Genomic DNA, 13,407 nt, shown 5'->3' with positions numbered 1-13,407 from the left:
CCTCAGATCACCTCGTCGTTATTGATCTGCTTGAGCTTATCCCTGAGCACGTCTCCCAGCTTGACCGTCGGCTCCCCCTGGGACGACATGAAATTCGATACCCTTTCCTTCTCCTGCCAGTCGTCGTATTTTCTTTTACTGAGGTTAATCTGCCGCTTCCTTTTATCGAACCCCGTCACAAGTGCCGTAATTTCGTCTCCGACGCTGAAGCTTTTAGTCGCGTCCCTCTGCCCTTTCTCCTGACTTAGCTCGTTCGCTTTGATGTATCCTTCTATGCCTTCTTCGAGCTCGACAACTATTCCGCTTTCTTTGATGTCCTTGACCTTCCCCGTTACGGGTGTTTGGCCGGTTTTATACTTTTTCTGGACTTCTTCCCATGGATCGGCCGCAAGCTGCTTGAGACCGAGACCGATCCTCTGATTCCTGTCGTCCACGTTGAGCACCACTACCTCAATTTCGCTCCCTTTCTCGAAGGATTCCTCCGGGTTAACCCTTCCTTTCCAGGAGATATTGTCCGGCCTCACGAGCCCGACTATATTCTCGTCCACTTCGACGAAGATACCCTTGTCCGTAACGTTCTTGATTACGCCTTTTATCCTCGATCCGGAAGGATTTTTCTCCTTGAAAATCTGCCATGGACTCGGCTCTATCTGCTTCAGGCTGAGTGATATACGCCTGTTCCCGCTGTCTACGTCGAGGACGACCGCTTCAACGGCGCTTCCGGCCTGCACGATCTCTTTCGGGTGGCGGAACCTTTTCGTCCATGTGATCTCGGAGATGTGAACGAGGCCTTCGACGCCGGGCTCCAGTTCCACAAACACCCCGAAATCAGTTATCGAGACGGCTTTTCCCTTGATGTGCGTACCCGGTCTGTATTTTTCCTTCACCGCCGCCCACGGGTCTGGTGTGGTGTCCTTCAAGCTCAGGGTTATTTTATTCCCCTCATCTATCTTGAGTACCTTCACTTTTATCACCTGGTCTCTCGAAAGTACGTCGCCAGGGTGTCCGACTCTTCCCCACGTGAGCTCGCTTACAGGTACGAAGCCCTCGACTCCGCCCAGGTCGACGAATGCGCCCTGGTTGATTATGTTGACGACTTTTCCCGACATCTCCTTGCCTGCCTCTATCCTGGAAAGGGTTTCCTTTTTAAGGACCTCCCTCTCCTCTTCTAGGTAGACCCTCCTCGAAAGCACGATGTCGTTCCCGGCGAGCTTTATGATCCTCGCCTCTATCGTCTCCCCGATAAGGCTGTCGAGGTCCTGCCTGGGCGATATGTCGATCTGAGAGCCGGGTATAAAAGCCCTTATCTCGATCTTATCCCCTATATCGGCGATGACCCCGCCCTTAACCTTCTGCGTGATTCTTGCCTTTATGAGCTCGCCCTTATCGAAGTGCTCCTGTATTCGCTTGTTTTCCTTTATCTGTTCCGCCTTTATCCTGGAAAGCCTCGGCAGTCCCTCGTTTGCCCAGCTGTCGAACATAACCTCGACTTCATCCCCGACGTTTACGTCCGGTATTCCGCTTTTATTGTAAAATTCCCGGACAGGGACCACTCCCTCCGATTTCGAGCCGAAATCTATGAATACATCGTCCCCGTCTACGCGGACGACGAGCCCCTTAAAGAGCTTCCCTTTGTCCGGCACGTTCATGCTTTCATCAACCAATTCCGCGAAATCTTTTTCTTCTGCCATAGACCTTCCTTCTTATCTTATATATCTATTAAAACTAACTGTTTGATTTCATTTTAGGAAGTAGAATTAGGTAGCGTTAAAAACTTTTACTAACCTTGAACTTCTTTGATAATCCTGTCCGTGACTTCATCAGGCGACAGATTTGCCGTATCTATTATGACCGCATTAACGGCGGGACGCAAGGGAGACTCCGAGCGCTCCATGTCCTGCGCGTCCCTCCTTATTATTTCGTTTTTCACGCTTTCTATGTCGGCGACGCTGCCTGACTGCGCGAGCTGGTTCCACCTTCTCCGCGCCCTTACTTCGAGGGAAGCGTCCAGGTAAAACTTGAACGGGGCGTCGGGGAATACGTAAGTCCCCATGTCCCTTCCTTCGGCTACTATATTGCCGGTTTTCCCCATTTCCCGCTGCAGGTGTACGAGCTTTATTCTCACAGCCCTCTTGGTCGCGACGTCCGACGACAGCTTCGAGACCTCGGGCGTCCTTATCTGGTCGGTGACGTCTTCCTTGTTAAGCATTATGACGAGTTCGCCGTTTTCGTTCCTGGCGAAACCGATTTCCGTATTATTAAGGAGTGATTCGAACCCCTTTTCGTCGTCTATATCTATCGAATCACGCTTGACCCGGAGCGCGACCGCCCTGTACATCGCACCGGTATCCAGATACGTGAAGCCGAGTCTTCGCGCGACCGATTTCGATACGGTGCTTTTCCCTACGCCCGACGGGCCGTCTATCGTTATTATCATGTCAGTACTTATAGTTAGTTGGAAAGGCGATTATCATATAACTGCCTGTTATAACAAAATTATTTATTCAAAGCCGCCTGAGCGCGTCGAAAAAGCCTGGGAACGACACGGAAACGCACTCGGCGCCGTCGATCTCTGTCGCTCCGCTCGCCCGGGTTGCGGCAACGGCTATCGCCATCGCGATCCTGTGGTCGCCCCAGCTGGAGCACTTTGCTCCTTTTAACTTCGACCCGCCCGCTATCGACATCCCGTCCTCGGATTCTGTCACGCTGGCGCCTAGCTTCCTGAGCTCGGCCGTCATCGCCTTTATCCTGTCCGTTTCCTTTACCCTCAGCTCTCTCGCGTCCCTGATCACAGTCTCGCCCTCGGCAAAGCATGCCGCTGCCGCTATCACCGGGAGCTCGTCTATTGCCTTCGGTATCATATCCCCATCTATTACGGTGGCGTGAAGACCTCCCGACTTTACGAGTATGTCCCCCACCGGCTCACCCGAAACCTCCCTCTCGCCCGTTATTTCAATATTCCCGCCCATACGCCTTAGCACGTCGATTACGCCCGTCCTGAGCGGGTTTACGCCGACGTTCCTTATCAGAAGCTCCGAGCCGGGGTTGATGAGCGCCCCGACTATGAAGAACGCAGCCGAAGACATGTCGGCGGGAACTGATATATCGCGTCCCGTGAATTCCCCTTGTCTGGTTATCTTGACGCTGTTCCCGTTCTTATTCAGTTTCACGCCGAAGTGAGAAAGCATCCTTTCCGTATGGTCCCTCGTGGGCTCGGGCTCGATGACCTCGGTTTCCCCTTCCGCATAGAGTCCCGCAAGCAAGAGGGCGGATTTCACCTGCGCGCTCGCTACCGGGAGTTTATACGATATGCCCTTCAGGGCGCCCCCATCGATCGCTATAGGCAGCTTGTTGCCCCCCTCCCTGCCTGTAATCCTTGCTCCCATCATTCTCAGGGGGTCGACTACCCTTTTCATGGGCCTCGCCCTCAGGTATTTGTCTCCGGTGACGGCCGTGAAAAACCCCTGCGCGCTCAATAGTCCCGTTAACAGCCTCGTAGTCGTGCCGGAGTTCCCCGCGTCGATGACGTCTCCGGGCTCGCTCAGGCCTGAAAGCCCCTTCCCGGCTATCTTTACGTCGCTGCCGTTTATGTCGATATCGACGCCCAGTTTCCTCATCGCGTTCGCCGTGGAGATAGTGTCCTCGCAGTTGAGGAACCCGCTCACCCCGGTTATACCTCCGGCGAGAGACCCTATTATGAGCGACCTGTGCGAGACCGACTTGTCCCCGGGCGGGGTCAGCTCGCCGATTAAGGGTTTCGCGTTTCCTTTGATCTTTTCTACGGCCATGGCTCTCTGATAACGATATACGACAGTACGTTAAAAAGTAATTTTGCCTGATAAATAGCTGAGGTAAAATTGTACAGCAATTATTGAGACCGGGGAGTCATCGATGACGCATCATTTAACAGCAAGGCTGTCGGCCGGCGCCGCGGCGATTGTTCTTACTGCGATCATGCTCGTATCGGCAGCATCCGAGGGACGCGCGGGTCTTTGCAAAAAGTGGGGGGAAGGGGAAAAAGCGGGCGCTCTCGACTATCTCCAGATAGACGAAGCGAGCGGCATCGCCGTCTCCGGGAAGTTTCCGGGCAGGCTCTACCACGTAAACGATTCCGGGAGCGGCCCCTACTTTTACATAAGTGAAATGAGTGGCGGCAACGCCAAAGCCGTCAGGATAGAGGGCTTTAACGCCCTGGGGTCCGACTTCGAGGACGCCTCCCTCGGCCCCTGCTTCTCGGGGAAAACCTGTTTTTTCATCGCTGACATCGGAGACAACAACGAAAGAAGAAAGTTCGTCCGCATAATTATAATTGAGGAGCTTCAGGATTACGGACGCTCCTACGCTCCGCTCAAAATACTGAAGCTCGAATATCCCGACCGTCCTCATAACGCCGAGGGCATGGCCGTCCATCCGAACGGCGATATTTACATATTCACGAAGGAGGAAGACCTCGATAAAATGGAGTCCTACCCGGCAAAGCTCTTTAAAATAGAAAAAGAGAGCTGGGAAAACGCGGGTGACGGAGTGCTGAAGCTCGAATACGCAGGCGAGCTCGACCTTCCACGTCTCAACGGATCCGGCTCCCCGTTCGGAGGCGTGGTTACGTCGTTCGACATAGCGCCCTCCGGCAAGACCTTCCTCGTGCTCACTTACGAGGACGCGTACGAGTTCGATACCGACCTCTCCGCGTCAGGGCTTAAGCCCGCCGATAGGCTTGTCAGGGACAAGGACTACAGCGTAATAAAATTAATGTCTCTTCCCCAGCAGGAGAGCGTTTCCTATGTCGAAGATGGCAGGGGCTTCATCTACGATTCCGAATACCACGTATTCGACGTGCCCATAATAAAGGTCGAATGCCTCGGCGGCAGATAGCGGGTATGCGGTCAGTTCAAAAGAAACGCGATGATAACGGGCGTTGTGATGACCGAGATCAGGGTCCCCGCGAGAATGATCGACGCCACCCTCTCGGAATCCTGATTGTATTTCTCGGCGAGAACGAAATTGAATATCGCGGGAGGCATCGCCGACTGGAGTATCACTACCTTGGACGCAACGCCGTCGAGCTTGAATATGGATACGGTCAGAATGCCCAGAACGACCCCGAAGAATATCCTCATGCTCCCCACCAGGAACGACTTGTTCACGTCCGTGAGTGCAACCTCGGATAATTTGTATCCGAGCGCGAATATCATCGTCGGTATGCTCGCCTCTCCGAGCAGATCGAATGCCCTGAACACCGAGGTCGGCATCTCCCACCCCGAGACGCTCAGCAGCACCCCCGCTATGGCCGAGTAAACGAGCGGGAGCCTGAATATCTCGAACGGGCTTTCGTCGTAATTCAGTATCAGTATCCCGAGCGTATAGTGGAGTATAGTGGTCGAGACCATGTAGAGTATCGCCACGTTGAACCCGGCCTCGCCGAATGCGAACAGCACCAGCGGAAGGCCCATGTTCCCGGTATTCGCGAAGAGCGCCGGGGGCAGATAGACCTTGACCGGCAGTTTGAGCGCCCTTATTATCCCTAGGCATATAACGAGCGAAACGCCGATTATGATGCAGACCGAGACGAACACCTTTCCCGCAAGGAATATCTCTATGGTGTCCCTGGATAGCGATGATATTATGAGGGCCGGAGTGGCGAGGTATATCACGAAGTCGTTGATCGGGGTGAGGTCTATCTTTCTCCATTTGCCGAAGAAATAGCCCGCGAGCGCGATCAGGAATACAGGGAGGACTACGTCAATTATCTGGCTGATTATGGCTCTTCATCTCCTGTGGGGAAAGGAACCGGGTACAGGTAGGCTCTTAATTTTACGCAGGAAAAATCGAACTGACAAAATCTCGCGGGGACTGCATTCACGGCATGGGGCGGATTATTCGGGGACTGCGGCTGCGCTCACCATCTCACGACTGCAGCGCCCCACGTGAAGCCCGCGCCGAACACGGATATGAGTATCGTATCCCCTTCCTTTATCCTTCCCGACCTCACCGCTTCGTCGAGCGCGAGCGGGACGGATGCGGAGGACGTGTTTCCGTACCTGTCCAGGTTGCTGAAAACCTTCTCTTCGGGAAGCCCCACGCGCTTCCTTACCGCTTCCAGTATCCTGTAATTCGCCTGGTGGGGTATGAAGAGGTCTATCTCCCCGGGCGTGATGTCGGCCCTTCTTATCGCTTCGAGTGAAGAAGACTCGATAGCCTTTACGGCCTCTTTAAATACCTCTTTCCCCTTCATCTTCAGGAAGTGAGCCCTGCTCCTTATGCTCTCCTCGCTCGGCGGTATGCGCGATCCCCCTCCCGGCATGCATAGCAGCTCCCAGTCGTCCCCGTTCGCCCCGAGGCAGGTCGACATGATTCCCGGCGCATCCGACGCCGAAATGACGGCTGCTCCAGCTCCGTCCCCGAAGAGGATGCATGTGGTCCTGTCCTCCATGTCCATTATCTTGGAAAGCGTCTCCGCGCCGATGATGAGAAGCTTTTTCGCGTCCCCGCAGCCTATTATTCCCTTCCCGGCCTGTAGCGCGTACAGAAATCCCGAGCATCCGGCGAGGAGGTCGAACGCAAACGCTTTTTTAGCGCCGAGACGGCTCTGGAGTATACAAGCCGTCGAGGGAAACAGGTAGTCGGGCGTGACGGTCCCGACGATTATCCCGTCCAGGTCCCGTGCGTCCACACCCGAGCTCTCGAGGGCCTTGAGCGATGCCTCATAAGCGATATCGGACGTAGCCACGTCCGGTTCGGCTATCCTTCTTTCCCTTATTCCGGTCCTTGTCTGGATCCACTCGTCAGTGGTATCGACGATCTTTTCCAGATCGAAATTGGACAATATTTTCTCGGGCGCTGACGAACCGGTTCCTAAGAACCTAACAAAACTCAACTTTATATTTCTCCTTAAACGGTTGAGGGGAATAGTATCAGGTAATCGGCATATTTGTCAAACTAACCGCCTGCCTTCGTCAATATCGCCCTCAAGTCGCGGGCTTGTCCCTCCGGAATCTCCGCGCGTATAACTAATTCGGGTGCGGAACCGTATAAAATAATGTCGAAGCGCTTATCTTCACACATTTTTCTGAGGACGTTCATTTCATCCCCGGACTCCGTGCTGAAGAAATATTCGAACCTGAACGGCCTCCCGCTCTTCGTTTCGAGACTCGGGTAAAACGCAAGCGAAGGGAACTCGGGCCTTTCGATGAGCTCGAAATCGAGCGTAATAGCCTGAAATTCTTTCATTAACCGAATCTCCTCCGTGCTTCCTTTTATCACAAGGGCGGTTTTACCGTCCATCAGCACGAAAAGGCACCCCGAATCTATAAGCGATAGAGAGAGCTCCGTATCGGGATGAAATTCGGGCCAATCCCTGATACTGCTGTTTTTATTCATAAACGGCCTTAGGAGAATTGATAACAAGCCTGCCTCCGGTTGTCCCGATATCACTATAATATTGCTGTATGCGGGAAAATTAGCCAGTCCGTGACGATTCCCGGTGTTATCGACCGAAGGAAACCTCTAATCCTCCCCTGCAGAATATTTTAGCTTGACACGGGCATGTCAAATTTATTAGTATCAAAGTAGCAGGCGGTTTTCCGTCAGGGGTGAATTTCAAAAATATTAATGAAGCGGCGTGCGCGTTCCGCCATAGGATTATGCACTGCTGCCGCATTACTTGAACTGAATATTAAATAAAGGAGGAAACCCGGAGATGATGTGGACATTGATTATAGTAGGTTTGGCCTTTGTAATATGGAAGTTCATGCAGCCTCAGTCATAGACTGGAGAGGCATTCATTCCGAGGGTGCCGGTTTTATGATTGCTTTTTGAGACTGAATATTCTCTACGGAGGAAATTTAGAAATGATGTGGACATTGATTATAGTAGGTTTGGCCTTTGTAATATGGCGGTTTATGCAGCCGCAGGGGAGTCAGGCTGCGGCAGCCAGCGCGGCCCCGCCGCCGCCGCAGGCTCCCCCCGCTCCATCCGCTCCATCCGGCGGTGCCGATCCTTTTAAATCAGCGGTTGCACCGGAGACCGGAGGGTCTCCCGCGCCCCCTTCTCAGCCCTCGGGAGAGGTCGATCCCTTCAAGGCTCCGGGCAGTTGATTGGAACTCAGCGGGGCGTTTATCTCCCGTCGTTTTAATTAATCGCCTCTGAAATAAAGGATTGAACGTCTAAACGATAACCTCTTTCTTTGACTTTATAAGCAGCCAGAGAAAGAATACGCCGCCAAGAGAGGCTGTAATTATTCCCACCGGTATCTCGACCGGTGATATAAGAGTCCTCGAGACCGTATCCGCGGCCGTCAGGAAAGACGCTCCGAGGAGGAACGAGCAGGGGAGTATGATCCTGTTGTCCACCCCGAGGATCATTCTCAGTATGTGAGGAATCACCAGTCCTACGAAGCCTATCGGTCCCGTCACGGATATTACGGCCCCGGCCGAAAGCGAAGTCGCGAAATAGATAAGGTTCTGCAATTTCTTTACGTTCACACCGAGCGAAGACGCGACGTCGTCCCCCAGGCCGAAGAGGTTCATGTCCTTCGTTATCGACAGCAGTATCGCGCATCCCGGCATCACGAATACGAGCGTCTTCCATACCTCGTCGAACCCCACCACGTCGAGGCTGCCCATTATCCACCTCATTGTCTGGAGCGACTCCGTGAAGTTGGAAAAGAACTGTATGAACAGGACGAATGCCGAGTAGAGGAAATTCATTACGACTCCCGCGAGCAGCAGGCGTCCCGTGGCTACCACCCCTCCCACCTTGGAGACCGAGTAAACGAACAGCATTGTCAGGAGCGAAAAGAGGAACGCAAGGACAGTAACCATGGAAAAACCCAGAATGCCGGCAGCGAGTCCCAGCCTTATCCCTATGAGCGCTCCAAGGGAGGCTCCGCCCGATATGCCGAGCGTGAAGGGCGAAGCGAGGGGGTTCCTGAAGAGGGCCTGTAGCGCGGCGCCGCATATCGCGAGCGTTCCTCCGGCTACTGTCGCCATCAGCACCCTCGGTATCCTTATCTTGTAAAAGATCGTGCCCGCGAGCTCGTCTCCGCTGAATAGCGCGCCGATGATGCTCTTCTCGTAAGTTCCCGACAGCACGCTCACGGCTGCCGTGACGACCCAGAGAAGGAGCAAGAGGCTTAGCGCGATAATGAATTTTTTCTTTGCGGCCATATTCACCGTTAGTGAGCCTGATTGTTTCTCCCCCGATCAATCTCCGGGGTATATGAAGACCTTTCCGCCTTCCTTCCTGACAGTGACGTCTATACCGTAGAGCGAGCTCAGGTTCTCCCTGTTTATCACGGCGTCTACGGGGCCCTCCGCGAATACGCTCCCGTTCTTGATCATTATTATCTCGTCGAAATAAAAGAGCGCAGTGAATATGTCGTGCGTTGCCGCGATGATCAGTATCCCGCGCTCTTCCTTGAGCTTCCGGAGGAGGCTCATGATCTCGTTCCTGTGCCTTATGTCGAGAAACGTCGCGGGCTCGTCGAGTATCATCACCCGGGGCTCCTGCACGAGCGCCCTCGCTATGGACGAGAGCTGCCTTTCCCCCGAGGACGTCTCCGTGATGAGCCTGTCCCTTAGATGAGAGATTCCGACCGTATCCATCGCCCTCTCCGCCGCTTCGAGGTCCATCTCCCTTTCGAATTCGAACCTGCCTATGTAAGGCGCCCTGCCCATGAGTATCACTTCCGAGACCGTGAACGGGAACGCGAAAACAGGGTCCTGCGGGATGTAGGCTATTCGCTTTGCGATCTCCCTCCTGTCGTAGCCAGGGAGGGGTTTGCCGTTGAACAGAACGCTCCCCGTTTGCGCCCTGAGTATGCCTGTGAGTATTTTAAGCAGAGTAGATTTGCCCGCCCCGTTCGCGCCCAGTACGCCGAGCATCTTTCCCCCCGCGAAACGGAGGTTAATATCTCTCAGTATCTCTCCCGATCCGTACGAGAAGGAGACACGGCTGCACTCAATTACCGGTTCCATACGTATCCTTGAGCTCCGGGTGGAGCACTTCCGTAAGCACTTGGGTGCCCTCTACGATCGTCTGGCTCGGATGCAGTACCACGGTGCTCGGCAGTATATAGACCTCCCCGTCCTTCACCGCCCTCGACTGGCTGAGCGTGCTCCATGTGCCGAGGATTTCTTTCTCTTTGTCGAGCTTCTCGTGGTTTATCTCGATGATGACGTCGGGGTCGAGCGTGAGAATCGCCTCTTTCGTTATTTTTATCGAGAGCCTCGTGTTCTCTACCGCGTTCACCCCTCCGGCTATCCCTATAAGCTCGTTTATATAGTTGTTCCTTCCTATGACGTAGATGTCCTCGAGCGTCCCCGGGTTCCTCCCGACGACGAGGAGCACCTTCTTCTTCGGCGCCCCCTCCGTCCTCCGCCCGATTTTATCAAGCGCCGATTCCATATCCGAGACGATTTTTCGAGCTTCCGCCTCCTTGCCCAATACATCACCGAGGTATAAGATAGTTTTCATTATATCGCTGACCGAATCGTTGCTGTCCGTGACGAGGGTTTTCAAGCCGAGCTCCCTCAGCTTCGCCCCGAATATTGTGTCCTGGTCCTTCATGAGTATGACGAGGTCGGGCCTGAGCGCCAATATCGCCTCGTAATTAGGGTTTATCCAGCCCCCGACATTGGGCAGCTCACTTGCTTGAGGGGGGAAGTCCGAGTAAAGCGTCACGCCTACCACCCTGTCGAGCTCCCCGAGAGCGTATATGATGTGCGTCAGGTTAGGCGAGAGTGAGACTATGCGCTCGGGCCCCTCGCCTGAATGGGCGCTCTGAAACGATGCTGCCAGTACCGCGGGTATGATAAATCTTAATAAAATTTTCTTGATCATTTCTATCCCAGGAATAATTCGAACTGCATGTAGTTCCTCAGGTTGACGACCGAATCCGGCGGAGGCTCGTAGCCTTTCATGAGCTCGGGGTGTATGGTCTTCGCCATTATCTCGAGCCCGTCGACGACTCTCGGCCCCGGCCTGCTGAAATAGGAGTTCGCGTCGAATACGTAGATCTCCCCCTTGCCCGTCGAAGGGAGAGAAAACCACTCGTCGTGTGTCGTGAGTGTTTCGATCTCGCCCATGGTTTTTTCTATGTCGTATCCGCACGGCATTATGAAAAGCATCTGGGGGGCGAAGTCCGCTATATCCTTCCACGTGACCCTGAAAGACGGCTCTCCAGCTTTGACGATGCCGGGTTGTCCGCCGGCGATCTCGACCATTTCCGGCACCCAGTGTCCCGCGGCGTAGGGCGGGTCGAGCCATTCGAGGCAGAAGATCCTGGGGCGGTCCCTTACGTCTCCCGTGAGCGACTTCACCCTCTCTATCCTCTGCGTGAGCTTTTCCGTGACCTCGCGCGCCCTTTCCCCCGTACCCGTCGCTTCGCCTATGACGAGTATGGTATCCATTATCTCGCCGAGCGTCCTCGGCTCGAGCGAGATGATCTCCGGATTCCTCCCGAGCGCCTCCACCGCCTCCGTAACCTCGTTCCCCGATACTGCGCACACCTGGCATAGCTCCTGCGTCAGTATGAGGTCGGGGTCGGCTTCCCTGAGGGCGTCCCTGTCTATGAGGTACGTGCTTTTTCCCTGTGCGGCGTTCCGGCTCACGAGCTCGTCTATTTCGCGGCTCGACAGTTTCCCGGGGTCTATAAAGCTCAATATGACCCTCTTCTTCTCCCTCGCTTCGGGCGGATAATCGCATTCGTGAGTCACGCCCGTCACGCTCTCGCCCAGGCCGAGCCCGTAAAGTATCTCGGTCGTGCTCGGAAGGAATGAGCATATGCGCATTTGTCTACGCCTCCCTCGTACGGTTTCGGGGAGAGGACTTCACGTCCCCTCCCCCGGCAGATTATCATTACCGCTTTCTCCGTATATGCAAACGCCTTTACTCGAGCAAGCCCAGGGTCGAGTCGACAGAGCCCAGCTGCTCGCTTATGCCGGTGATGAAGAAAATATCGGGCCCCGAAAAGTTCACGCCCGGCGTCCCGGGCCTTATCGCGAGCGACTGCACCCCGTCGAAGAAGTTCGAGCCGGGGTCGAACGCCCTTATGCCCGCGGGGAACGGCGCTATGTACGGGAACGGGTTCACTTCGTCGGTGTCTGTATCGACTACCGCTATCTGGTCGGTAAGAAAAAGCGTCGTGAAGAGAAGATCGTCCCTTATGGCAATGTCAGCCGTGAGGTTGAGTGAATCGAGGTCTGTAATAACGATAGGGTCGTCCGTGCCGTTGACAACATCCCCTGAAATCAGGTCCACTTTCAGCAGCGCGCCTACGAGTCCCAGTCCCGTATAGCCGAACCTCCCGTCGGGAGTCGCGACGAGCGGGTTCGGGAGACAGACGGTCGGATTCTCGGGGCTGAGCGGTATGGCGATATTATCGAACAGAACGTTCGTCTGCGAGTTGATGAGATCGATCGAGGGCTGGAAATCGAAATCGCACGTAAATTCATTGGTATCGGGATCGAAAAGCACGGCCCCGTTATTCATGGCATAGATCGTGTTTCCAATGACGGCCATGCTCGTCGTGTTTACGCCCGAGGCCGGGATCGTAGTAATGAACTGGCTGTTCGTAGAGTTCAGGACGGAGATGAATCCGTTTCCCATCGGATTGAAATTCTCGTCGAGGTTATTGTTGGTGACGTACACCCTTCCGTTGGTCACAGCTACCCCGACAGGCTCCTCGAAAGGCGTTCCCGCGACGGTGATAACGCTCTGGCAGGGCGCGGTAGCTCCTCCCTGCCCCGCTTTCACTATCAGCACCTCGCAGATACGCGTGTTGACGTTGACGCGCGCGACGCTCTGCCCTATGTTGTTCGCAACGTAGGCGTGAGTATCGTCGACGAACGCCATGTCTATCGGGTTCGACCCCGGCGGCACAACGATGGTGCCTATCAGGTCAGGCGGGTCCTGGCTCAGATCGAATACCTGGATATTGTCCGAGAACCCGTTTACGACGTATGCCCTGTTGCCCCTTATCTCTATGTCTGCGGGAACGCTGCCCAGAGGGGCCAGGTTTTCCTCGACCGATTCCGAGAGCAGCGTAACGCCGATGACGATATCTTCCACGACCTCGCCCTCGTCGGTCACTAGCACGTTGAACTCGTCGTCTGTGCTACCCGTAAAAGTAGGGTCGAAGCTCCCGTCCGGGTTCCCGGTCGTTGTCTCTGTCTCGTCCGTATCGAGGTTAGTCACCTCGACCAGGCTCCCCGGAGGCACTGCGCCCGGAAGCCCGCCGACTTTTATAGTCTCTTCGGCACCCGGTTTCTCGGCGACCGCGAGTATGGCGCCGGTCGGAACGAACCCTCCGCCCCCGCTTGTTTCCTCACACGCCGTTATCACAAGACAGGTCATAACTAAAAGTAGAACTGAAAATAATGTCTTCATTTCAAATCCCTCCTGTAAAGA

Annotated in this window: 12 protein-coding genes; 1 reads left to right on the top strand and 11 read right to left on the bottom strand. The window is 54.6% G+C overall.

The features are described from left to right. Positions 1–2: 2 nt before the first annotated feature. From AB1598_11695 to aroA, 3 genes are all read right to left on the bottom strand, one after another. Entirely contained in the window at positions 3–1,691 is a 1,689-nt protein-coding gene (locus AB1598_11695) for a 30S ribosomal protein S1 (protein MEW6145671.1), read from the bottom strand. A gap of 89 nt (positions 1,692–1,780) precedes the next feature. Then, the gene (gene cmk / locus AB1598_11690) at positions 1,781–2,437 is read right to left on the bottom strand and encodes a (d)CMP kinase (protein MEW6145670.1); all 657 of its coding nucleotides are present in this window, start codon (positions 2,435–2,437) and stop codon (positions 1,781–1,783) included. A 67-nt stretch (positions 2,438–2,504) separates the two neighbouring features. Next, the gene (gene aroA, locus AB1598_11685; GenBank protein MEW6145669.1) at positions 2,505–3,788 is read right to left on the bottom strand and encodes a 3-phosphoshikimate 1-carboxyvinyltransferase; all 1,284 of its coding nucleotides are present in this window, start codon (positions 3,786–3,788) and stop codon (positions 2,505–2,507) included. 103 nt (positions 3,789–3,891) lie between these two features. Here aroA and AB1598_11680 point away from each other — a divergent pair, with 103 nt between their 5' ends. After that, entirely contained in the window at positions 3,892–4,872 is a 981-nt protein-coding gene (locus AB1598_11680; protein MEW6145668.1) for a hypothetical protein, read from the top strand. Between the two features lie 11 nt (positions 4,873–4,883). Here the strand turns inward: AB1598_11680 and AB1598_11675 are convergent, their stop codons facing one another. The 8 genes from AB1598_11675 to AB1598_11640 all read right to left on the bottom strand — a co-directional run bounded on the left by AB1598_11675 (position 4,884) and on the right by AB1598_11640 (position 13,386). Next, positions 4,884–5,744, bottom strand: coding sequence for an AEC family transporter (locus AB1598_11675; protein ID MEW6145667.1), 861 nt, complete (start codon positions 5,742–5,744; stop codon positions 4,884–4,886). A gap of 152 nt (positions 5,745–5,896) precedes the next feature. Continuing rightward, complete coding sequence (locus tag AB1598_11670; protein MEW6145666.1) at positions 5,897–6,874, bottom strand: beta-ketoacyl-ACP synthase III; 978 nt, start codon at positions 6,872–6,874, stop codon at positions 5,897–5,899. A 62-nt stretch (positions 6,875–6,936) separates the two neighbouring features. Continuing rightward, positions 6,937–7,377, bottom strand: a complete 441-nt coding sequence (locus AB1598_11665; protein MEW6145665.1) for a hypothetical protein — start codon at positions 7,375–7,377, stop codon at positions 6,937–6,939. Positions 7,378–8,162: 785 nt separating this feature from the next. After that, entirely contained in the window at positions 8,163–9,164 is a 1,002-nt protein-coding gene (locus tag AB1598_11660; protein ID MEW6145664.1) for an iron ABC transporter permease, read from the bottom strand. Between the two features lie 36 nt (positions 9,165–9,200). After that, on the bottom strand, positions 9,201–9,974 hold the full coding sequence (locus tag AB1598_11655) for an ABC transporter ATP-binding protein (protein MEW6145663.1): 774 nt from the start codon (positions 9,972–9,974) through the stop codon (positions 9,201–9,203). After that, positions 9,958–10,839 carry an ABC transporter substrate-binding protein gene (locus AB1598_11650; GenBank protein MEW6145662.1) on the bottom strand — a complete coding sequence of 294 codons (882 nt, stop codon included), beginning with the start codon at positions 10,837–10,839 and terminating at the stop codon, positions 9,958–9,960. Before AB1598_11650 ends, AB1598_11655 begins: the two co-directional genes overlap by 17 nt. Positions 10,840–10,841: 2 nt before the next feature. Next, a complete protein-coding gene (locus AB1598_11645; protein ID MEW6145661.1) occupies positions 10,842–11,789 on the bottom strand; it encodes a cobalamin-binding protein in 948 nt (315 codons plus the stop codon). A 97-nt stretch (positions 11,790–11,886) separates the two neighbouring features. Continuing rightward, positions 11,887–13,386, bottom strand: coding sequence for a hypothetical protein (locus AB1598_11640; protein MEW6145660.1), 1,500 nt, complete (start codon positions 13,384–13,386; stop codon positions 11,887–11,889). Positions 13,387–13,407: the final 21 nt, after the last annotated feature.

The organism is Thermodesulfobacteriota bacterium (genome assembly GCA_040754335.1).
Taxonomy (GTDB): domain Bacteria; phylum Desulfobacterota_D; class UBA1144; order Nemesobacterales; family UBA2774; genus 2-12-FULL-53-21.
Note: the sequence above shows the minus strand (reverse complement) of the source record. Positions and strands in the feature narration are given on the sequence as shown.

Coding starts and splice junctions, on each gene's coding strand:
- AB1598_11695 (MEW6145671.1), bottom strand. CDS start 1,691: ATGGCAGAAGAAAAAGATTTCGCGGAATTGGTTGATGAAAGCATGAAC.
- cmk (MEW6145670.1), bottom strand. CDS start 2,437: ATGATAATAACGATAGACGGCCCGTCGGGCGTAGGGAAAAGCACCGTA.
- aroA (MEW6145669.1), bottom strand. CDS start 3,788: ATGGCCGTAGAAAAGATCAAAGGAAACGCGAAACCCTTAATCGGCGAG.
- AB1598_11680 (MEW6145668.1), top strand. CDS start 3,892: ATGACGCATCATTTAACAGCAAGGCTGTCGGCCGGCGCCGCGGCGATT.
- AB1598_11665 (MEW6145665.1), bottom strand. CDS start 7,377: ATGAATAAAAACAGCAGTATCAGGGATTGGCCCGAATTTCATCCCGAT.
- AB1598_11660 (MEW6145664.1), bottom strand. CDS start 9,164: ATGGCCGCAAAGAAAAAATTCATTATCGCGCTAAGCCTCTTGCTCCTT.
- AB1598_11655 (MEW6145663.1), bottom strand. CDS start 9,974: ATGGAACCGGTAATTGAGTGCAGCCGTGTCTCCTTCTCGTACGGATCG.
- AB1598_11650 (MEW6145662.1), bottom strand. CDS start 10,839: ATGATCAAGAAAATTTTATTAAGATTTATCATACCCGCGGTACTGGCA.
- AB1598_11645 (MEW6145661.1), bottom strand. CDS start 11,789: ATGCGCATATGCTCATTCCTTCCGAGCACGACCGAGATACTTTACGGG.
- AB1598_11640 (MEW6145660.1), bottom strand. CDS start 13,386: ATGAAGACATTATTTTCAGTTCTACTTTTAGTTATGACCTGTCTTGTG.